Source organism: Streptomyces sp. NBC_01363, assembly GCF_026340595.1.
GTDB lineage: Bacteria > Actinomycetota > Actinomycetes > Streptomycetales > Streptomycetaceae > Streptomyces.
On record NZ_JAPEPF010000001.1, the window covers coordinates 3,023,123 to 3,044,395 of the forward strand.

General features: G+C 70.9%; 17 protein-coding genes and 2 tRNA genes. 11 read left to right on the top strand and 8 right to left on the bottom strand.

From position 1 onward, the window contains the following. Position 1 precedes the first annotated feature (1 nt). Positions 2-1,429 carry a sugar ABC transporter substrate-binding protein gene (locus tag OG611_RS13975; RefSeq protein WP_266419221.1) on the bottom strand — a complete coding sequence of 476 codons (1,428 nt, stop codon included), beginning with the start codon at positions 1,427-1,429 and terminating at the stop codon, positions 2-4. Between the two features lie 156 nt (positions 1,430-1,585). Between OG611_RS13975 and OG611_RS13980 the strand changes: the two genes are divergently transcribed. Then, positions 1,586-3,013 (top strand): FGGY-family carbohydrate kinase, encoded by a 1,428-nt coding sequence (locus tag OG611_RS13980; RefSeq protein WP_266425838.1) that lies wholly within the window; start codon positions 1,586-1,588, stop codon positions 3,011-3,013. Between the two features lie 35 nt (positions 3,014-3,048). Further along, positions 3,049-3,726, top strand: a complete 678-nt coding sequence (locus OG611_RS13985; RefSeq protein WP_266419224.1) for a histidine phosphatase family protein — start codon at positions 3,049-3,051, stop codon at positions 3,724-3,726. Here OG611_RS13985 and OG611_RS13990 read toward each other — a convergent pair. After that, positions 3,716-5,134 (bottom strand): amino acid permease, encoded by a 1,419-nt coding sequence (locus OG611_RS13990; protein ID WP_266419227.1) that lies wholly within the window; start codon positions 5,132-5,134, stop codon positions 3,716-3,718. The genes OG611_RS13985 and OG611_RS13990 overlap by 11 nt on opposite strands. Positions 5,135-5,590: 456 nt before the next feature. Here OG611_RS13990 and OG611_RS13995 point away from each other — a divergent pair, with 456 nt between their 5' ends. After that, complete coding sequence (locus tag OG611_RS13995) at positions 5,591-6,187, top strand: biotin transporter BioY (protein WP_124717707.1); 597 nt, start codon at positions 5,591-5,593, stop codon at positions 6,185-6,187. On the opposite strand, the gene OG611_RS14000 is transcribed toward OG611_RS13995, so the two are convergent. After that, entirely contained in the window at positions 6,168-7,475 is a 1,308-nt protein-coding gene (locus tag OG611_RS14000) for an FAD-binding oxidoreductase (protein WP_266419230.1), read from the bottom strand. The genes OG611_RS13995 and OG611_RS14000 overlap by 20 nt on opposite strands. Positions 7,476-7,547: 72 nt before the next feature. Further along, positions 7,548-9,020 (bottom strand): amino acid permease, encoded by a 1,473-nt coding sequence (locus OG611_RS14005; protein ID WP_266419233.1) that lies wholly within the window; start codon positions 9,018-9,020, stop codon positions 7,548-7,550. Between the two features lie 284 nt (positions 9,021-9,304). Between OG611_RS14005 and OG611_RS14010 the strand changes: the two genes are divergently transcribed. Both OG611_RS14010 and OG611_RS14015 read left to right on the top strand, forming a co-directional pair. Further along, positions 9,305-9,793 (top strand): ribose-5-phosphate isomerase, encoded by a 489-nt coding sequence (locus tag OG611_RS14010; protein ID WP_072483643.1) that lies wholly within the window; start codon positions 9,305-9,307, stop codon positions 9,791-9,793. 107 nt (positions 9,794-9,900) lie between these two features. Continuing rightward, positions 9,901-10,710, top strand: coding sequence for an Fpg/Nei family DNA glycosylase (locus OG611_RS14015; RefSeq protein WP_266419237.1), 810 nt, complete (start codon positions 9,901-9,903; stop codon positions 10,708-10,710). Positions 10,711-10,717: 7 nt separating this feature from the next. Here the strand turns inward: OG611_RS14015 and OG611_RS14020 are convergent, their stop codons facing one another. Further along, positions 10,718-11,950 carry a GNAT family N-acetyltransferase gene (locus OG611_RS14020; protein WP_266419240.1) on the bottom strand — a complete coding sequence of 411 codons (1,233 nt, stop codon included), beginning with the start codon at positions 11,948-11,950 and terminating at the stop codon, positions 10,718-10,720. Between the two features lie 105 nt (positions 11,951-12,055). Here OG611_RS14020 and OG611_RS14025 point away from each other — a divergent pair, with 105 nt between their 5' ends. After that, complete coding sequence (locus OG611_RS14025) at positions 12,056-13,201, top strand: PP2C family protein-serine/threonine phosphatase (protein ID WP_266419242.1); 1,146 nt, start codon at positions 12,056-12,058, stop codon at positions 13,199-13,201. Between the two features lie 196 nt (positions 13,202-13,397). Here the strand turns inward: OG611_RS14025 and OG611_RS14030 are convergent, their stop codons facing one another. Further along, entirely contained in the window at positions 13,398-14,594 is a 1,197-nt protein-coding gene (locus tag OG611_RS14030; RefSeq protein WP_266419246.1) for a cation:proton antiporter, read from the bottom strand. Between the two features lie 348 nt (positions 14,595-14,942). Here OG611_RS14030 and OG611_RS14035 point away from each other — a divergent pair, with 348 nt between their 5' ends. The 3 genes from OG611_RS14035 to OG611_RS14045 are packed head-to-tail and all read left to right on the top strand — an operon-like array spanning position 14,943 to position 18,778. Continuing rightward, a complete protein-coding gene (locus tag OG611_RS14035) occupies positions 14,943-15,788 on the top strand; it encodes an ABC transporter ATP-binding protein (RefSeq protein WP_266425840.1) in 846 nt (281 codons plus the stop codon). Continuing rightward, positions 15,788-18,262, top strand: coding sequence for an FtsX-like permease family protein (locus OG611_RS14040; RefSeq protein WP_266419248.1), 2,475 nt, complete (start codon positions 15,788-15,790; stop codon positions 18,260-18,262). The genes OG611_RS14035 and OG611_RS14040 overlap by 1 nt, the downstream gene beginning before the upstream one ends. A gap of 9 nt (positions 18,263-18,271) precedes the next feature. After that, positions 18,272-18,778 carry an HD domain-containing protein gene (locus OG611_RS14045; RefSeq protein ID WP_266419251.1) on the top strand — a complete coding sequence of 169 codons (507 nt, stop codon included), beginning with the start codon at positions 18,272-18,274 and terminating at the stop codon, positions 18,776-18,778. 18 nt (positions 18,779-18,796) lie between these two features. On the opposite strand, the gene OG611_RS14050 is transcribed toward OG611_RS14045, so the two are convergent. After that, the gene (locus OG611_RS14050; RefSeq protein WP_266419255.1) at positions 18,797-19,948 is read right to left on the bottom strand and encodes an acyltransferase family protein; all 1,152 of its coding nucleotides are present in this window, start codon (positions 19,946-19,948) and stop codon (positions 18,797-18,799) included. Positions 19,949-20,426: 478 nt separating this feature from the next. Between OG611_RS14050 and OG611_RS14055 the strand changes: the two genes are divergently transcribed. Then, complete coding sequence (locus OG611_RS14055; RefSeq protein ID WP_266419258.1) at positions 20,427-20,621, top strand: hypothetical protein; 195 nt, start codon at positions 20,427-20,429, stop codon at positions 20,619-20,621. Positions 20,622-20,747: 126 nt separating this feature from the next. On the opposite strand, the gene OG611_RS14060 is transcribed toward OG611_RS14055, so the two are convergent. After that, positions 20,748-20,821: transfer RNA gene (locus OG611_RS14060), tRNA-Gly, on the bottom strand. Between the two features lie 166 nt (positions 20,822-20,987). Here OG611_RS14060 and OG611_RS14065 point away from each other — a divergent pair. Beyond that, positions 20,988-21,064 (top strand) — tRNA-Pro (locus OG611_RS14065). The last annotated feature ends 209 nt before the right edge of the window (positions 21,065-21,273 follow it).

The following is a 21,273-nucleotide window of genomic DNA, read 5'->3' on the forward strand; positions in this document are numbered from 1 at the left end:
GTCAGCCGACCTTCGACGCCAGATCGCCGGCCAGGCCGTTCAGCACGGACGAGGCGTTCTTCCCGCCGTAGATCTCCTGGAGCGCGGCGGCCCAGCTGGTCGTCGCGTCGAAGAACTGCTCCTGCGGGGTGAACTGGATCCGCGTCCGGTCGACGACCGTCTCGAAGGTCTCGATGAAGCCGGGGATGGCCCGCATCTTGTCCTTGTACGCGGCGTCCTGGCCGACCGACTTCCGTACCGGGTCGATGTGGTTGTGCTCGATCGCGCCCTTGCGCAGATGCTCCTTGCCGGTCGCCCACTGGAGGAACAGCCAGGCGGCGGACTTGTTGCGGCTCCTGGCGTTCATGCCGAGCGACCAGATCCACATGTTGGTGGCGAGCGAGCCGCCGGGGCCCTTCGGCCCGGGGTGGAAGGCGATCTTCCCGGAGGCGGGGGAGGCCCCCTTCACCGCCTGGAAGTAGGCGGCGGTGTCCGCGTCGAAGAGCATCCCCGCCTTCTTCGCCCCGAGGTCGCTGGAGCACTGGTACCAGGTGTACGAGGTCCAGGACGGCGGCCCGCCCTTCCGGACCATCTCCGCCCAGTCCCGGGTGAACGCGATCGCCTCCGGGGAGTTCATCGCGGGCTTCACCTTCCCGCCCTCGACGGTGAAGTCCTTCAGGCCGTTGCGGGCGTACATCGTCATGAAGCCGGGATGGATCGTCGCCCAGCTGCGCGAGCCGCGCACCGCGACCCCGTACATCCCGTCGAAGCCCGCCCCCGGCGCCCGGCGGGTGATCGCCCCGGCGACCTCGCGCAGCTCGTCGAAGGTCTCGGCGGGCTTCAGGCCGAGCTTCTTGAACACCTCGGTGTTGTACGCGACGACATTGGTCTCCCAGCCCCACGGCAGCGCGTACTGCCCGCCCCGCCCGAGCGGCGCGCCCGCCTTCAGCGACCACTGGTCGGCCGAGAGGAGGTTGGGGAAGAAGTCCTCCTGGTCCCATTCGGCCCCGGTGGCCGAGGAATTGCGCATCCACGGGCCGAGGTCCTCCAGCCACCCCGGCGGTCCGTACTGCCACACCATGTACGCGCCGAGCATGAACACGTCGTAGGAGGCGCGTCCGCTGGAGAGGTCGACGGTGAGCTTGTCGAAGTAGTTGTCCTCCGGGAAGACGTCGTACTCGACCTCGATCCCGGTCTTCTCGGTGAACGCCTTCAGATCGGCGATCAGCGCATCGGTGTACGGATGCTTGTTGAGCAGCGCCTTGACTGTCTTGCCCTTGGCCCGCTTCCAGTCGAAGGAGCCGGTGATGTCGTCGGCCGCGGAGCCGTCGTTCTTGGCCCTGTCGCCGCCGAAGCCCGCGCCGCAGGCGGTGAGCAGCGGGGCGGCGGACGCGGCCGTGGCCGCGCCGATGGCGAGGAACCGTCGCCGGTCGTGCGCGTGCATGTCCATCCGTGACCTCCACGGTCCGGCCGGAGATGGGTGGGGGGCCCGTTCACACGTTGAATCGACTGGTTAACAGAGCTTGGAACAACGGAAGTTGGCCGTCAATCCCTCGCGCAACGGAAATTCTCGGTGCAGAGTGAGAAGTTCACAGAGGGGACCGATATGTGGATGGGCATCGATCTCGGCACGCAGAGCGTCCGGGCGGTGGTGGCAGGAGACCGCGGTGAGATCCTCGGCAGCGGTTCGGCCCCGCTCACGGGCAGACGTGACGGCGTACGGCATGAGCAGCGGCCTCTCGACTGGTGGACGGCCGTGTGCGCGGCGGCCCGTCAGGCGCTGCGCGACTGCCCCGCCCCGCGTGCGCTCGCCGTCTGCGCCACCTCCGGCACCGTGCTGCTCGCCGACCGGGAGGGCCGGCCGCTGACCCCCGGGGTGATGTACGACGACGGGCGGGCCGTCGCGGAGGCGGCCAGGGCCAAGGCCCCGCCGAGCTGGGCCCTGCCCAAGGTGATGTGGCTGCTGCGGGAGTACGGGGGAGCGGCGGACGGTGCCGTACGGGTCATGCACCAGGCCGATCTGGTCCTGGCGCGGCTCGCCGGAACGCCGTTGCCCACCGACTCCAGCCACGCCCTGAAGACCGGCTACGACCTGGCACGGGACGACTGGCCGCGGCGGAGATTCGGCAAGCTGGGCCTGCCCGACGGGCTGTTCCCGGACGTGGTGCGGCCCGGCACGAGGATCGGTGAGGTGGGGCGGGCGGCGGCCGAGGAGACCGGGATTCCGGAGGGCACGCCCATCGTGGCCGGGATGACGGACGGGTGCGCGGCGCAGCTCGCCTCCGGTTCGCTCACCGTCGGCTCCTGGAACTCGGTGCTCGGCACGACGCTGGTCCTCAAGGGGGTCACCTCGTCACCGGTCGAGGACCGGGCCGGGGTCGTCTACAACCACCGCGCGCCGGACGGGAGCTGGCTGCCGGGCGGAGCCTCGGGGGTCGGCGGCGGGGTGCTGACGGCCGCCTTCCCGGCCGTGGACCCGATCCGCATGGACGCGCTGGCCCGCGCTCACGAACCGGCGCGGGTGGTGGCGTATCCGCTGGTGGCGACGGGGGAGCGGTTCCCCTTCGTGGCGCCGGAGGCCACCGGGTTCCTGCTCGGCGAGCCCGCCTCCGACGCCGAGCACTGGCTGGCCCTGCTGACCGGGGTGGGCCTGATGGAGCGGCTCTGCCTCGACTACCTCGACCTGCTCGGCGCCCAGCAGTACGGCCGGCTCACCTTCACCGGCGGCGCGGCCCGCAGCGGCTACTGGAGCCGGCTGCGCGCCGACATCCTGGGCCGGCCCGTGTACATCCCGCAGTACAGCGAACCCGCCCTCGGCATGGCGATTCTCGCCGCGTACGGGGCGGGGGAGGCGGAAACCCTGCAACGGATCGCCGGCCGGATGGTGCGGCTGCGCCACGTGCTGCAACCGCACCCGGTGCGCACGGCGTGGTACACCGAGCCGTACCTCACGCTGGTGGACGAACTGGAGCGACGCGGCTGGCTCCCCGGCCCGGTCGCCGCCCACGCCCGCACCCGAACGGAGCAGCCGTGACCACCCGCGACCATCGGAACCCGAACGGAGCAGGCATGACCAGGAGCCCGGCCACCCTGCTGCTCGCCCGCCACGGTCAGACCGTCTGGCACGCGGAGAACCGCTATGCCGGGGTCAGCGACATCGCACTCACCGACGAGGGCCGCCGCCAGGCCCGGCAGCTGGGCGAGTGGGCCGCCCGGAGCGAGGTCGACGCGATCTGGACCTCCACGGTCAGCCGCGCGATCGAGACCGCACGGCCCGCGTGCGAGGCGACCGGCATCACCCCCCGGTGCGAACACGACCTGCGCGAATGCGACTTCGGCGAGGTGGAGGGGCGCACCCTGGCGGAATTCGCGGCCGAGCACCCGGAGCGGGCCCGGGAGTACCGCGCCGACCCGGTGGCCCACCCCTTTCCCGGGGCCGAGGACCCGCGGGCCGCGGCGGCCCGGGGGACGGCGGCGCTGCGCCGGATCGCGGACGGGCACCCGGGGCAGCGGGTGCTCGTCGTCGCGCACAACACCCTGCTGCGGCTCGTGCTGTGCGAACTGCTGTCGATTCCGCTGGGCGCCTACCGCCGGGTCTTCCCGCGGCTGCGGAACACGGCGGTGAGCGAGGTGCGGATCGGGGCGGAGGGCGGTGCGCTGCTCTCCCTCAACGTGCCCTGCGCACCGGACGGCCTCGGCGCACAGGGCGTACCGGACGTGCCCCGCGTGCCGGGCGTCAGCCCTTGACGGCCGCCGCCCGCCGCTGCCGTACGAGACCGATGACGCTCAGCACGAGGGTCAGGGCGCCGGACGCCACCAGCTGGTCACGGGTGCCCGGCTGGCGCAGCATCAGGACGAAGATGCCGGCCATCGCCAGGAGCGCCAGCACCGTCAGGACCGGGAAGAGCCACATCCGTACCACGAGCTTCTCCGGGGCCTCGCGCTCCAGCCGGTCGCGCAGGATCAGCTGGGAGACGGCGATGAAGATCCAGACGACCAGGATCACCGCGCCGATCATGTTGAGCAGCCACGGGAAGACGTCGTCGGGACGCCAGTAGCTGAGCAGCACGCACAGGAAGCCGAACACGGACGAGACCAGCACCGCGGTGCGCGGAACACCCGAGGAGACCTTGCCGAGCCGCTTGGGGCCCTGGCCCCGGGCGACCAGTGAGCAGGCCATCCGCGAGGCGCCGTAGATGTTGGCGTTCATCGCGGAGAGCAGGGCGACCAGGATGACCACGTTCATGATCTCGGCCGCGCCGCTGATGCCGAGGTGGTCCAGGGCGGCGTAGAACGGACCGACCTTCACGACCTTCGGGTCGTCCCACGGGACGAGCGTGACGACGACCGCCATCGAGCCGACGTAGAAGAGCGCGATCCGCCACATCGCCGTCCGCACGGCCTTGGCGACACCCCGCACCGGGTCCTCGGACTCCGCTGCGGCGATGGTGACGGTCTCCAGACCGCCGTACGCGAAGACGGAGGCGAGCAGTCCGATCACCAGTCCCTCGGCGCCGTTCGGCATGAAGCCGCCCTCACCGCTGAGGTTGGCGGCGCCGGGGGCGTCCGTACCGGGCAGCACGCCCAGGATCGCCAGCACGCCCAGGACCAGGAAGAGCGTGATCGCCACGACCTTGAGGGTGGCGAACCAGAACTCGAACTCGCCGAACTTCGTCACCGAGGCCAGGTTGGTGCCCAGGAAGACCACCATGAACAGCGCGACCCAGGCCCACTCCGGGGTACCGGGCAGCCAGCCGGTGACGATCTTCGCGGCGCCGATGCCCTCCAGGCCGACGGCGACACAGAGCAGCACCCAGAACGCCCAGCCCGCGGTGAACCCCGCCCACGGCCCGATCGCCCGCTCCGCGTGGACGGAGAAGGAACCGGAGGCCGGGTTCGCGGCCGACATCTCACCGAGCATCCGCATCACGAGCATCACCAGCAGCCCGGAGACGGCGTACGCGATGATGATCGACGGTCCCGCGGCGGCGATGCCCGCGCCCGAGCCGACGAAGAGTCCGGCGCCGATGACACCGCCGAGGGCGATCATCGAAAGATGGCGCTGCTTGAGCCCGTGGGTGAGAGCCGAATCGGCCCCGGTGTCGGAGACGGCGACCGGGGAGCCGGTGGGGGGAGACGCGGAAATCCGAGACATGGACAAGCTCTGTTCGGTAGGCGAGACGTGGGGGGACGTGGGGGACGGACATGCGCGGACAGTCTGGGCACGCACCCCGCCGACGGGGAACCAGTGTCCGCCATACGGGCACGATGCTCACACAAGGTGCACACCCGGACACAGGGGGCCGATAGCCGGGTCGCGGCCGGGTCGCGGCCGGCTCGGCGCCCGGTCGGCCGCCAGTCGATCGCGGGTGGATTTGGCGGGAACCTACAGTCCCTCCCGATGGCCGCTTCCGGCTGGATCCGGAGTCACTCCGCCCCCACCTCAGTGACGAGCATCACGCCTCCGCGTGATTGCGTACCGCCCTTTGTGTGAACCCCACCAACGCCTCGGTCATCGCTTTGTGGGCCACTGATGGTGATCGGGCGTTAACCCGTGGGCTAACGTCGGGCTCAGTCTGTCCCCACCTGCCCTCACCCCCGCGGAGTCCCGATGAGCACTGCTGCCGCCGCCCCTGCCCGCACCGGAGCGGTCCTCGCCGACCTGCTGCCCGCCGCCAGGCACCGTTACGCCGTCGACACGGCCCTGGTCCTCGGCGGCGCCGCGCTCACCGGCATCGCCGCCCAGATCGCCGTGCCGGTCCCCGGTTCCCCGGTCCCGGTCACCGGCCAGACCTTCGCCGCGCTCCTCGTCGGCACCGCGCTCGGCGCCCGCCGCGGCTTCCTCTCCCTCGCGGTGTACGCGCTGGTGGGCATGGCGGGCATGCCGTGGTTCTCCGAGGGCACCTCGGGCATGGGCTTCCCCTCGTTCGGCTACGTCCTCGGCATGCTGCTCGCCGCCTCCGTGGTCGGCGGCCTCGCCCGTCGCGGCGGCGACCGCTCCGTGCTGCGCACCGCGGGCACGATGGTGCTGGGCTCCGCGATCATCTACGCGGTCGGCGTGCCCTACCTGGCGCTGGCCACCGGCATGTCGGCGAGCGCCGCCATCGCGGCCGGCCTGGTGCCGTTCCTGCTCGGCGACGCGCTGAAGGCGGCGCTGGCCATGGGCGCGCTGCCCGCGGCCTGGAAGCTCATCGGCCGCCGGGGCTGATGCCGTAACTCCCCCCGAAGAGGCTCGCCGGGTCGTGACGCGACACCAGACCGGCGAGCCTCTGCTGTGTACGCGCGTCGTGGAAGCCCTCGGTCCGGTCCCCGCCGCCGAACGAGAAGTTCAGCGAACGGCCCAGGGCGACCGGGGCGAGCACCTCGGCCACCTCCGCGTACAGGGCCCGTACCGAGGCCACGTCCGTACCGTCGAGCGGTGAGAGCAGCCGCACCAGGAACCCGGCCTCGCGGTACGGCACCGCGTTGTCGACAGCGGGCCGCGCGGCGAGCGCGCCGCCCAGGTGGTTGATCTGGACCACGGTCATCATCGGGGCCTTCGGCCCGGTCAGCTCCAGCACGCGCCCGGCGCGGTCCTCGTCCAGGGCGCCGAGCACCACGCTGTCGCCGTAGTAGGCGTGCGGGAACGGCGGGTCGCTGTGGATGGTGTGGCTGTCGGTGTACGGCATCTCCCGCAGCGAATCCGCGAGCGCGGGCCCGATCGCCCGCAGCGGCGCGACCAGCCGCTCGCCCTCGGCCGCGCTGCCGGTGTACGCGACCCGTACCGAGATCACGTAGCGCCCCCGCAGCGGCTCCGGCAGCTGCGGGACGTCGGGGTACCGGATCGCCGCCAGCGAGGAGGTCAGCGTGTCGGGCACGGCCCCGGCCCACTCCAGATAGCGGCCGACCACCTCGGCGGCGCTCGTCCCGGCCGCCTCCCCGTCGAAGGCGACCGAGCCGCCGTACAGCCGCCCGGCCCGGACCAGGCCGATCTCCATGCCGGTCACCACGCCGAGCCGGTGGCCACCGCCGCGCAGCGCCCAGAAGAGATCGGGCTCGCTGTCCGGGGAGACATGGCGCACCACCCCGTCGGCCGTCACCACGTCGAGCGCGTGCACATGGTCGGCCGCGTAGCCGAACTCCCTGGCCAGCACGCCCAGCCCGCCCCCGAGGGTGTAGGAGACCGCGCCGACCGACGGGGACGAACCGTTCAGCGGGGCGAGCCCGTGCGGTGCGGCGGCCTCGATCACCTGCCCCCAGGTGGCGCCCGCGCCGATCCGCGCGGTGCGGCGGACCGGGTCGACCTCGACGGAGTCCATCCGGCGGGTGCTGATCAGGACCCCGCCCTCGACGGCCCCGGGCAGCCCGTGGCCGGTGGCGTGGACGTGGACCGGGAGTCCGCGCGCGGCGGCGCCGGCCACGGCGGTGCGTACGTCGTCGGCGTGGGCGGCCTCGACGACGAGGTCGGGCCGGACCGCGAAACCGGTCTGGAAGCCGGCGGGGGCGGTGGTGGTCATGGAAAGGCTCTCCGATCGCTCGCTCGGTGGCGTTGCGAGGGAGAGCCTTTCCGGTAAACCTGACAAGGTCCGTCAGGTATTGGCGGGCGTTTCCACGGCCGTGCGGTTCTTGCGGTTCCTGGCCTCACGGACCAGCGAGATCGCCACCACCAGTGCCGCGACCAGCAGCGAGAGCAGTACCTGCTGACGTCCGTCGTCGTCGGTCAGCATGTAGACCAGGACGAACGAGATCATCGCGATGGTCGCCCAGGTCAGATACGGGAAGAGCCACATCCGTACGACCAGCTTCTCCGGCGACTCGCGCAGGATCATGCCGCGCATCCGCAACTGGGTGAAGCAGATGACCAGCCAGACGAACAGGGCGACCGCACCGGAGGAGTTCAGCAGGAACTGGAAGACGGTGTCGGGCCACTGGTAGTTGAAGAACACGGCGACGAAGCCGAAGACGACCGAGGACAGGATGGCGGCCTGCGGCACGCCCCGCTTGTTCGTCCGGGCGAACGCCTTCGGCGCGTCCCCGCGCCCGCCCAGCGAGAAGGCCATCCGCGAGGCGGTGTAGAGGCCGGAGTTCAGGCAGGACAGCACGGCGGTGAGGACGATGACGTTCATGACCTGGCCGGCGTGCGGGATGCCGATGGAGTTGAGGGCGGCGACATAGCTGCCGTCCTTCACGATCGACTTGTCGTTCCACGGCAGCAGGGTGAGCACGATGAAGATCGAGCCCAGGTAGAAGACGGCGATCCGCCAGATCACGCTGTTGGTGGCCTTCTGGACGGCGCGCTGCGGGTTCTCGGACTCACCGGCGGCGAGGGTGACGATCTCGCTGCCCATGAAGGAGAAGACGACCATCAGTACCCCGGTGAGGATCGCGCCCGGCCCCTCGGGGAAGAACCCGCCCGTGTCGGTGAGGTGCGCGAAGCCCGCGCCGGGGTTGTCCGAGCCGGGCAGCACCCCGAAGACTGCGAGCAGTCCGACGACCACGAAGGCGCCGATCGCCACGACCTTGATCCCGGCGAACCAGAACTCGAACTCGCCGTACGACCCGACCGAGACCAGGTTCGTCGCGGTCAGCACCACCATCACGATCAGCGCCCACGCCCACTGCGGGACGCCCGGCACCCAGCCCTCCAGGATCTTGGCACCCGCCGTGGCCTCGACGGCGAGCACCACGACCCAGAAGAACCAGTACAGCCAGCCGATCGAGAAACCGGCCCAGCGGCCCAGCGCCTGGTCGGCGTAGGCGGAGAAGGAGCCCGAGCTGGGGCGGGCCGCGGCCATCTCGCCGAGCATCCGCATCACGAAGACGACCATCAGGCCGACCAGGGCGTACGACAGCAGGATGGCCGGTCCCGCGGCGGCGATACCGGCGCCGGAGCCCACGAAGAGGCCCGCGCCGATCACCCCTCCGATGGCGATCATCGAGAGATGCCGGTTCTTGAGTCCTGCCTGGAGTCCGTCCGAGGAGCCCGGGGAGTCCGGCCCGTTCGACCGGTCCGGCTCGTGGGGGTGGTGGCCCGGTCCGGCCGTAGTCGTCTGCGACGTCATGGATCGAATCCTTACGTTCTCGGATCACGCGATGCGCGTGCCCGGCCGCGGCAGTGGGGTGCGGCAGCGAGTGATGCATTGAAGCCCGGCGAACCCGAAAAGCGGAACCCTTTCCTCCGAATCGTTGACCAAATCGTTGCCCGGACCGTTGTCCGGGTGGCCTTGCTCACACCGGGCCCGCACGTCGCGATCACATGAGGTTCGCCGCAGGTCCCCGGCGGACCGGTCGGAGCGTTCCGACCCCGATGGCGGCTACCCGGCGTCGCACGTGCCACACTCGGAACATGCGCGTGTACCTCGGCTCGGACCATGCCGGCTATGAACTCAAGAACCACCTCGTCGAGTGGCTCACGGCCCAGGGCCACGAGGCCGTCGACTGCGGTCCCCACATCTACGACGCCCAGGACGACTACCCGCCGTTCTGCCTGCGTGCCGCCGAGCGGACCGCCGCGGACCCGGACAGCCTCGGCATCGTGATCGGCGGCTCCGGCAACGGCGAGCAGATCGCCGCCAACAAGGTCAAGGGCGTCCGCGCCGCACTGGCCTGGAGCGAGCAGACCGCCGCCCTCGGCCGCGAGCACAACAACGCCAACGTGGTCGCCATCGGCGGCCGGATGCACTCGGTGGAGGAGTCCACCAAGTTCGTCGAGATCTTCCTCGCCACCCCGTACTCCAACGAGGAGCGTCACACCCGTCGCATCGAGATGCTGACGGCGTACGAGACGACCGGCGAGCTCCCCCCGATCCCGGCCCACCACCCGCAGCAGGGCTGACCGGCCCCACCCCTGTGCCGCCGGTGCTCCCGGCGGCACAGCCATTTCTCCGCATCACCGCGTCACCCCGTCGCCGCGTCCCTACGTCACCGAGGAGAGCCGCCGCCGTGCCCGAGGGACACACCATCCACCGCCTCGCGGCGGACCACCGGGACAGGTTCGCCGGGCGGCCGGTGCGGGTGAGCAGCCCGCAGGGAAAGTTCTCCGCCGGCGCCGCGCTGCTCGACGGCCGGCCCCTCACCGGCGTCGACGCCCACGGCAAGCACCTCTTCCTCGGCTTCGGGGGCACCGGCTGGGTCCACATCCACCTGGGCCTGTTCGGCAAGCTCGGATTCGGTACGGTCCCGGCCCCGCCGCCCACCGACACGGTCCGGCTGCGCCTGCTGAACGAGGAGCACCACGCGGATCTGCGCGGTCCGACGGCCTGCGCGCTGCTCACCGATCCGGAGAAGCGCGCGATACACGACCGCCTCGGACCGGACCCGCTGCGGACCGACGAGGACGGCGAGCGGGCCTGGCTGCGGATCTCGCGCAGCCGGATCACCGTCGCGGCCCTGCTGATGGACCAGAAGGTCATCTCGGGGGTCGGCAACGTCTACCGCGCGGAGGTGCTGTTCCGGCACGGGATCGACCCGTACCGCCTCGGCCGGGACCTCACCCGCGCGCAGTGGGACGCGGTCTGGGCGGACCTGGTGGCGCTGATGCGCGAGGGCGTGCGGAACAACCGGATCGACACGGTCCGCCCCGAGCACCTGCCGGAGGCGATGGGGCGCCCGCCGCGGGTCGACGACCACGGCGGCGAAGTGTACGTGTACCGCAGGGCCCGCCAGTCCTGCCACATCTGTGGCGGCGAGATCCGCATCGCCGACCTCGCCGCCCGCAATCTCTTCTGGTGCCCGGGGTGCCAGAAGGCCTAGGGATTCCCTAGAACCCCCGGGGCAGCCACGGGGCCGTGTCCGACAAGAACGCCGACGACGTCTCCGCCAGCGCGCCCGCCCGCAGCTCCCGTACCCGCCCGGCCAGACCCAGCGAGCTCAGCGACTCGCCGCCCAGATACGCGGAGCCCAACTCCCGTACCGAGAGCGCGAGATCGGCCGGGTCGTCGGTGCGCCGGCACGACGCGACGCCCTTCTCGTCGGCCGTGAGCCGCCAACGCCCCGCGTTCCAGGGGCAGAACGCGTCCTCCACCTCGAACACCACGTCCAGCGGGCCCCGGTACGTCCGGGCCTCCAGCGCCGCCCCCAGCTCCACCAGACGCACATGGAGCGAATCGCGGATCCGGATGTTGCACCGCCGCACGTCCGACACCAGGTGCAGCACCGCGTCGTCGACCGGGCGGTTGCGGGCCACGATCGTCGTCATCAGGTCGATGTCGAAGACGAACCGCCACAGCGCCGCGTACGCCGCCGGGTCCAGCGCGGCCAGGTCGTTGACCACGACGGTGCCCTTGGGGCCGGCCGGCTCCCACTCCGGCTTGATGTGGTACGTCACATTGCCGACGATCTTCCCGTCCCGCTCCGCCAGCACGCACTGCTGCGCCGAGGAGCCCTGCCGGTGGGCGACCGGGTCGACCATGGGCTTGCGCTCCCAGCCGGGCGCGTGGGCCGGGACGCCGGGACGGCCGGAGACCAGCTGCTCGTACACGCCCTCGCACGCCGCCATCGCCTCGTCCGGCTTCGCGTGGCGCAGCCGCACCTCGTCCGTGCCCGGCGGCACGTCCAGCCGGATCCGGTCCTTCTCGATCGTCAGGGACATCTGCCGCGAGGCGGCGCCGTAGCCGAACCGGCCGTAGATCACCGGTTCCGAGGCCGTCAGTACGGCGAACGGCTCGCCCAGCGCGCGGATGTCGTCAAGCTGCCGACGCATCATCGAGGTCAGCAGCCCGCGCCTGCGGTGCGTGGAGGCGACGCTCACCATCGTGATCCCGGCGGCGGGCACCAGTGCCCCGCCCGGTACCGCGACCCGGAAGCTGAACGCCCCCGCCGTGCCGACCACGTCGTCACCGTCCCAGATACCGAGCGACCGTTCGGGCTCGGTCAGCTGCTCGAACAGCTCGCGCTCCTCGGGAGTCTCCGGGTCCCCGCCGAACGCCAGCTCCAGACACCCGAACCATTGGTTCCATTCGGACGGACGCAGTACACGAAGCTCAGTAGTCATGGGCCATGCCTACCAGGGGGCAGGACGGCGGGGCGACCCGATTTCGAACGCATTGTCACGGGGTCCCCCTGCACCTCGGGCCGCCGGGTAGATAGGGTCCCGGCAATGGCCCGTCGCGCAGGAGCAGACACGTACCCGGCCCGATTGCGGAAATCGGTGCACCGGGCACGCATCGCGCTGCGCAAATCCGGTGTCGACTACTTCCGCGGCGACGGCTCCGACTGGATCGCGCTGGTCGGCCTGCTACTGACCATTCCCGCCATCACCTGCGCCACGCTCTTCTACCCGATGTGGTGCTCACCGGCCGCGCTCGTCCTGCCGATCGTCGCGGGCGGCCTGCTGCTGCGCCCGGCCAGTCTGCTGGGCCTGTATGCGACCGCCGCCACGGCCCTGATCGTGGAGTCGATCGGACTGGGCCCGTACGGCGACGGTCCGGCCCGGGTGACACCGGGAATCGTCCTGGTGGTCGCGGCCTGCGGTTTCTTCGGGCTGGTCCTCGCCCAGTTCCGGGCCAGGGTCGGTGTGCCGTGGCGGCGCGGTGGCACCATGCTCTTCGACCTGCGCGAACGCATCCGGGTGCAGAGCGCCCTGCCCAGGCTGCCGCAGGGCTGGCACCGCGAGATGGCGCTGCGCCCGGCGGGCGGGCAGTCCTTCTCCGGGGACTTCGTCGTCGCCGCCCGCACCAACGGCGGACGGACCCTGGAAGCCGTGCTCACCGATGTCTCCGGCAAGGGCATGGACGCGGGCTCCCGCGCCCTCCTGCTGTCCGGGGCCTTCGGCGGTCTGCTCGGCTCGCTGCCCCCGCACGGCTTCCTGCCGGCGGCCAACGGCTATCTGCTGCGCCAGGACTGGGACGAGGGGTTCGCCACCTCGATCCATCTGGTCCTGGACCTCGAATCGGGCGATTACGAACTCCTGTCGGCCGGGCACCCGCCCGCCCTCCAGCTCCACTCGGGCAGCGGTCAGTGGGAGGAGAAGGCGGCCGAGGGGCCGCTGCTGGGGGTGTACGACGGGGCGCAGTTCGACGCCGTGAAGGGCTCGCTGGCCCCCGGCGACGTGCTGATGCTGTTCACGGACGGCCTGGTCGAGGCATCGGACCGCGATATCGCGGAGGGCATCGACCGGTTGACCGGTGAGGCCGACCGCTATGTCGCCACCGGGTTCGAGGGCGCGGCCTGGCACCTGATCGAGGCCTGCGCCAAGGACGTCAACGACGACCGGGCGCTGCTGCTGTTGTCGCGCAGATCCTGAACCGTACGCAGATGGTGTCGCGCAGATCCTGAACCGTACGCAGATGGTGTCGCGCGGATCCTGAACCGTACGCAAACGGCCCGAACCGGGCGCGGGTCAACGGCGATCGGCCCATCACCGGAACGTGGACACCGGCATGTCCGGGTACGGGGACGGCGAGGCCCGGCCCCGTACCCGGAACAGCGTGGGCGTCGTCTCAGGCCGGGACCGCGAGTTTCCCGGCGCCGTCGTCGCTGTCGCTGTCCTCACCCCGGCCCCGCCCGCCCGGCAGGATGCGGGCCAGCCAGTGCGAGCGCCCGGCCGCCAGCGGTGCGAGGACCGCGAGGAGGAGCACATAGCCCGCGATGAACGGGGAGAGCCGCTCGTCCAGCCCCGCGGCCGCCGCCATCGTCGCGAGGATCAGGGCGAACTCGCCGCGCGCCACCAGCGTGGTGGAGATGTTCGCCGTGGCCTGCGGGTCGAACGCGTACACCTTCGCGGCGGCGAGTCCGGCGAAGACGTTCATGACCAGGGTCACCGCGACGGCGGCCAGCACCGGCCACAGCACGGTCGGCAGATCGCCCGGGTCGATGGAGAGCCCGAAGGCGAAGAAGAAGATCGCGCCGAAGGCGTCCCGCAGCGGGTGGACCAGCTTGAGGATGCGCTCGCCGGAGGTCGTGCTGCCGAGCATCAGGCCGACCATGAACGCGCCGATCGCGTCCGCGACCCCGAACCACTCCGAGATGCCCGCCACGAAGACCGCGGCGCCGAGGAAGGAGATGACGAGGAGTTCGTCGTCACGGGTGTTGATCAGCTTGCCGATGACCCGGGTGCCGAAGCGGGCGGCCAGCGCGAGCAGCAGCAGGAAGCCGAAGGCCTTGCCGCCGTCGACCGCCGCGGCGGACAGGCTGTCGGCGCCCGACAGGATGGGCTGGAGCGCGGCCAGGTAGAGGGCGAGGAAGACGTCCTCGACCACGATGATGCCGAGGATCGGCTTGGTCTCCGGATTGCCGATACGGCCCAGGTCGACCAGGACCTTGGTGACGATGGCCGACGACGAGATGCCGAGCACACCGGCGAGGACGAGTGCTTCCGACGTGCCCCAGCCGAGCGCGAAGCCGAAGCCGAGCCCGGCGCCGACGTTCAGGGCGAGATAGGTGCCGCCGGCGATGGCCATCTTGCGGCCGCCGGTCTTGAGGTCGTCGAGGTGGAATTCGAGACCGAGGTAGAAGAGCAGCAGCACCAGGCCGAGTGCGGAGAGCATCTCCAGCTCGTGCGGGTCGGCGACGAGCACGATGCCGGGTGTGTGCGGGCCGAGCAGGATTCCGGCCAGGATGAACAGGGGGATGGTCGGCAGTCCGATGCGGCTGCCCACGCGGGCGAGAACGGCGGCGGCGAGGAAGGCGCCGCCCATGGCGATGAGCGTGTCTGCGTGTCCGATGGGCCCGATCCTTCGTTAGGTCAAGAGAGCGTCAAGGAAGCGTCAGTAATTAGTTTACCGAACGATTGACGTTGCAACTTTCCCTCCTCGGGAAAACGCCGGGAATGCCTCGGGAACCCCTCGCGAATCCCCGGGAGCCCTCGCGAATCCGCCGGGAAGACATCGGCGTTCCGTCCGCCGCGGTGCGCCTGCCCCCGATACGACCTGGGGTTTTCCCCACCCCCGATCCGCCAGCAGCCGCCATGTTCCGGACCCGCCCCCGATCCGTAGGTTCGAGTCGTGGTCGAAGAAGCGGCCGATGAGCGACGGAAGGCGGACACCATGGGGCTGCGACGTACCAGGCAGCACGCGCAGGACAGGCAGTACCCGACGGACATCCACCAGGGGTCCGGGCCCTCGGACCTCGCCGTCGAACTGCGCGGCGTCCGCAGGCAGTACGGCCGGGGCGGCTCCGCCGTCCACGCGCTGCGGGGCATCGACCTCGCCCTCCCGCGCTCCAGCTTCACCGCCGTCATGGGACCGTCCGGCTCCGGGAAGTCGACCTTCCTCCAGTGCGCGGCCGGACTCGACCGCCCCACCGAGGGCTCCGTACGCCTCGGCGGCACCGAGATCACCGGCATGAGCGAGAACCGGCTCACCGAACTGCGCCGCACCCGCCTCGGCTTCGTCTTCCAGGCCTTCAACCTGCTGCCGTCCCTGACGGTCGAGCAGAACGTCGTCCTGCCCATGCGCCTGGCCGGACAGCGCACCGGCTCCGCCCGCAGCCGCCGCGAAGCCACCGAGATGCTCACCCGGGTCGGCCTCGGCGACAAGGGCGACCGCCGCCCCGGCCAGCTCTCCGGCGGCCAGCAGCAGCGCGTCGCCGTCGCCCGCGCCCTGGTCACCCGGCCCGATGTGATCTTCGCCGACGAGCCGACCGGCGCCCTCGACACCACCACCGCCGCCGAGATCCTCGCCCTGCTCCGCAACGCGGTGGACAACCTCGGCGCCACCGTCGTCATGGTCACCCACGACCCGGCCGCCGCCGCCTACGCCGACCAGGTGCTCTTCCTCGCCGACGGCGCCATCGCGGACAGCCTGCCGCACGCCGGCGCCGCACAGATCGCCGCCCGGATGACCGCGCTGACCGTGCGCACCACCCCCGCCCACGCAGGAGCAGCAGCCTGATGTTCATCCCGCACGCCCCGAACGGCCTCGCCCGCGCGGCCGTCCGCTTCAAACCCTCGTCGTTCATCGGGACCTTCGTCGCGCTCCTGCTGGCCGCGGCCGTCGTCTCCGCCTGCGGCATCCTGACGGAGTCCGGCCTGCGCGCCTCCGTACCCGCGGACCGCTACGCGAAGGCCCCCGTGGTGGTCGCCGCCGACCAGAAGATCCATCTGAAGTCCGGCAGCGGCGACAGCACGGAGGAGACCGACGTACTGATCCCGGACACCGCGCGGCTGCCCGAATCCCTGGTGGCGAAGGCCGCCTCGGCCCCCGGCGCGACCACCGCGATCGGGGACGTCGGCTACTCGGTACGACAGGACGGCACCCCCCTCACCGCGCACGGCTGGGGCTCCACCGCCCTCACCGGTACGCGGCTGGTCACCGGCGACGCGCCCGGGGCCGGCGAGGTCGTCGTCCCGGCCGGCACCAAGAGCCGGGTCGGCGACACCGTCGCCCTCGACACGCCCGCGGGCGTACGGGAGTTCCAGGTGTCGGGCACCACCGCCGCCGACGCCACCGTCTGGTTCGCCGACCGGCAGGCCGTACAGCTCTCCGGCCACCCCGGCCGGGTCGACGCCATCGCCGTGCTCGCCGACCGGGGCACCGCCACCGACACCCTCGCCGACCAGGTCCGCAAGGCCGTCGGCCACACCGCCGCCGCCAAGGTCCACACCGGTGACGACCGGGGCGCCGTCGAGACCCCGGCCCTCGCGAGCACCAAGGAACTCCTCCTGGGACTCGGCCTCTCCTTCGGCGGCGTCGCCACCATGGTCGCCGTCTTCACTGCCGCAGGCACGGTCGCCCTCTCCGTGGGCCAGCGCAGCCGCGAGTTCGCCCTGCTGCGCGCCATCGGGGCCACCCCGCGCCAGCTGCGCCGCACCATCGCCACGGAGTCCCTGCTCGTCGCCCCGCTCGCCGGAGCGCTCGGCTGCCTGCCCGGAACCGCCCTGGCCACGTGGTGGTTCGGACAGCTCAAGGACCGGGGCGCGGTGCTCGACAGCGTCGCCCTGCACATCTCCTGGCTGCCACTGGCCATCGCGGCGGCCACCACCATGCTCACCGCGCTGGGCGCCGGCTACCTCGCCGCGCGGCGCCCCGCCAAGTTGAAGCCGGGACTCGCCCTGGCCCAGACGGCCGTGGAGCGCGCCCCGTTCGGCGTGATCCGCACCCCGCTCGGCATCGCCGCGCTCGTCGGCGGTGTGGTCCTCGCCGGAGTCGCGGCCTCCACCTCCGGCGGCGATTCGGCCAACGCCGCCCTGGGCGTCGTCATGCTCTTCATGGTCGCGGTCGGGCTGCTCGGCCCGGTGATCGCCCGGATCTGCGCCGCCGTCATCGGCTTCCCGCTGCGCGCCGCCGGTGCGTCGGGCTCGCTGGCCGCCGCCAACTCCCGTACCAACTCCCGCCGGCTGGCCTCCGCGATCACCCCGATCGTGCTCGCCATGGCCTTCGCGTCGACGCTCGTCTTCATGCAGACCAGCCAGGAGCGGGTGACCGCACACCAGCAGCGCGACGCGATCACCGCCGACCACATCGTCTCCGCCCCGGCGGGACTCGGCTCCGACGCGACCGGACGGGCCGCCGCCACCCCCGGTGTCTCCACCGCGGTCGGACTGCTCCGCGGCTCCGTCCTGGTGCCGGCGGGCGATGGCCTGGCGCTGCAGAGCGCCTCCGCGCAGGGCGTCATCGGCTCCGGCGAGGAGCTCGCCGGAGTCCAGGACCTCGACGTCAGGACCGGCTCCCTCACCGGCCTGCGGCCCGGAACCGTCGCCATCGACACCACGCTCGCCGACACGGCCGACGTGCGCACGGGCGACCGGCTCGCCCTGCGGCTGCCGGACGGCACCAAGGCGAACCCGAAGGTCGTCGCGGTCTACGGACGCGGCCTCGGCACCAGCCTCGTCACGTTCCCCGCAGCCGACCTGAAGACCCATATGACCTCGCCGTACGCCACCGACATCCTGGTACGGGCCACTCCCGCCGCCGCACAGAAGCTCACCGCGCTCGGCACCGTCACCGACTCCTCCGGCTACGCCGCGGCACAGGACAAGGACCGCGAGCTCAACGCCTGGGCCAACACCGTCATGGCCGCGGTACTCGGCGGATTCGCCGCGGTCGCCGCCATCAACACCCTGGTGATGACCGTCCTCGACCGCCGTCGCGAACTGACCATGCTGCGCCTGGTCGGCTCCACCCGCAGTCAGGTCATGGGCATGATCCGCTGGGAGGCGCTGCTGGTCACGGTGGCCGGCGTCGCGCTCGGCACCGGCATCGCGATGGCCACGCTCTTCCCGATGATGAAGGGCCTGACCGGCGAGTCGCCGTACATCCCGCCGGTCCTGTACGGGAGCTTCGTCGCCGCGACCGTCGGCCTCGGCCTCCTCGCCATGGTGGTCCCGGCCCGAGCGGCCCTGCGCGGAACGGCCGCCCGTCCGTAGAGTCGGGCCATGACCGCGCCACACGCACACCTGACCCTGGCCGAAGCAGAGGCGATTGCCCGTGAGGCCCACGCCCAGCAGCGGGACAAGGCGGGACGCCCGTACACCGAACACCTCGCCGCCGTCGCCGAGGGGGTACGGACCAGGGGCGGCAGCGACGAACAGATCGCCGCGGCCTGGCTGCACGACGCGGTCGAGGACGACGCGCTGTCGGCGCGGTGGCTGGCCGACGCCGCGCTGCCGCAGCAGGTGAAGGACATGGTCCTCGCCGTCACCAAACGTGACGGCGAGGACCTCCGTTCGTACACCCGGCGCATCCTGGACACCCCGGGCGCGCTGCTGATCAAGGAGTCCGACCTGGCACACAACGCGGACCCGGCCCGCCTCGCCGTGCTGGAACCGGCGACCCGTACCCGGCTGACCGAGAAGTATGCGCTGGTACGGGGGTTGCTGGGTCTCACCCCGGGCGAATCGCCCACCGAGCAATCGGTTCAAGCCAACACGGCGAAGGACTGATCCACTCGGCGGCTCGGCTCAGAGCCTGGCCGAGTCCCGCCGGAACGCCCAGTCCATGTCGGGCTCGGTCACCGGGCGCAGCACCCGCCGCACCGGCGGCGTGCACATCAGCGTCACGGCAACGGCCGCGACCAGGGAGACGAGGACCAGGCCGACGGGTGCCGAGAGCCAGTCGTAGATGTCGAACACCCCGGCGTATCCGGCTCCCTTGATCAGGAAGCCGTGCAGCAGATAGCCGCAGATCGTCCCGGAGCCGAGCACCGTGAACCACATGTGGCGGCGCGGCACCCAGGACAGGAACCCGATGGTGAGCAGCAGCGCGCAGCCGAACATCGCCAGCGTCATCACGGCACCGGACCACCACGGGGCGCCCATCTCCTGCGCGCTGTTGCTGCGGTAGAACCAGCCCAACTGCATCCGTGGCGCCGCCCAGTACGCGAACACCAGGGCCCCGGCGAACAGCGGGAGAGCGAGCATCCGCACCTCGCGCCGGCGCACCAACTGGAAGTGCTCGGGCCGCAGCCGGAGCCCCAGCACGAAGAACGGCAGGAACTGCAGAACACGCTGGAGATCGAGATCGTCGCCGATCGCCGGGGAGAAGGAGGCGAGTACGGCGATGACGAGCGCGACCGGCAGCGGATGGCGCAGTGCCTGCCACAGCGGCGTGGTGATCCGCCAGATGAACAGCGCGATCAGGAACCAGGTGAGGTACCAGGGGTCGAGCAGGGTGATCGACAGATCGGCCTGGTCGTCCGCGTACCGCTTGAACAGCGAATACGCCGTCTCGAACACCACATAGGGCACGGCGACGCCGGTGACCAGGCGCTTCACCTTGGCGGCGGACATGTCGAACGAGCGGGAGAAGTAGCCGGAGACGATGATGAACGCCGGCATGTGAAAGGTGTACGCCACCATGTACAGCGCACGGGCGGTCCGGCTGCCGTCCATCACCGGTTCCCACGAGTGCGCCACCGCGACGAGCACGATGGCCAGATATTTGACGTTGTCGAAGTAGGCGTCACGCCTCTTCGCCGGTGCGGTCGCCGGAGGCTTGTTCGCCACCGGTGCGGGGGGTGCCGCGGTGGCGGTCGTCCCTCGGGGTCTGGGCTCCGACTCCCGGGTCGCCGATGGGAGCGGGGCCCTCTGAAATACGTTCGGAGCGTGGAACATCTCATGCACCTTAGACGCCTCGATTGGAATTCGTAAAACCGCTCAGGGATATCGCGTGTTCCCGACCAATCGAAAGTGAAACCACCGGCAACCGCCCGATATGCACCGATTCATCCACCTTAAATGGTGCATATCGGCAGGCTGTTGAGGGGCGTGAATTTCATCGCACTTGAACCTTGGAATTGCATGTGAATGAAGTGTGTGGATATGGAAACCGTCACATTCGCACGTCATTGCGATTGATGGATTCACAGTTCGCTCACAGGTGTGCGGGGCATCGGCAGGGCCCCGTGCGACCCCTCGTGCGGGCGTGCGCCCCAGGCGCGCGCGGGGCGCAAGGATGGCGCGATCCCGTCAGTTCGATCCGTCACCTGGCAGCGACCACAGGGGAGTTGGTGGCACGATGGACGTGACGGAGGAGTGCTCGGATGCACCCCTCCGGGCCGGCAAGGCGGACCGACCAAGGGTGTGATCAGTCGTGGCCATTTCACTGTCTGTGGTGCTGATGTTGGCGATCATCCTGGTGGTCCTGATCCGGGGCGGCTCCATCAAAGCCGGGCCGGCGATCGTCGCGGTGCTCTTCGGCTTCTTTCTGGCATCGACCGGCATGGCGCCGTCGATCAACAGATTCATGAACTCGATAGCGGAGACCATCAACCAGATCTCCTTCTGAATCCGGCGGATCAGGCCGAACCGGCCGAACCGGTCGTCCGTGCTCCGGCGCGGGCGACCCGGCATCACGCGGACAGAACGCAAAAGGCCCGGTCCGGCGAGGAATTCGCCGGACCGGGCCCAAGCATGGAGCGGGCGACGGGAATCGAACCCGCGTAGCTAGTTTGGAAGACTAGGGCTCTACCATTGAGCTACGCCCGCAAAGCCGCACCACAGGTCCGGAGGACCGGCGGCACGTGAAGCATCGTAGCGGGTCACGGGCGCTGCCCGCACACCCGATTGCGGCCACCCGGTGTCGCGTTGGGTGCCGCCCGCGCAAAGCGGCCGATGCACTGCCTGACTGCATGTACCCTACGTGTCGCACCGACGGGGTGTGGCGCAGCTTGGTAGCGCGTCCGCTTTGGGAGCGGAAGGTCGTCGGTTCGAATCCGGCCACCCCGACCACCGGCAAGATCAGGGACCATCACCAGCAGGACCAGGGACCACCCGCAAGATCGCAGACCACGGGCAAGATCGCATTGTGGGAGTCCGACTCCTTGCCGTTACTATGCAAAATGCGTGCCCGTGTGTCTGATGTACCGGGCTCGGTCCGCGAAGCCGCCTCCCGTGCGGCGGAGCAGAACCCCAAGAAGTCAGCCACAAGGAGACCGAAC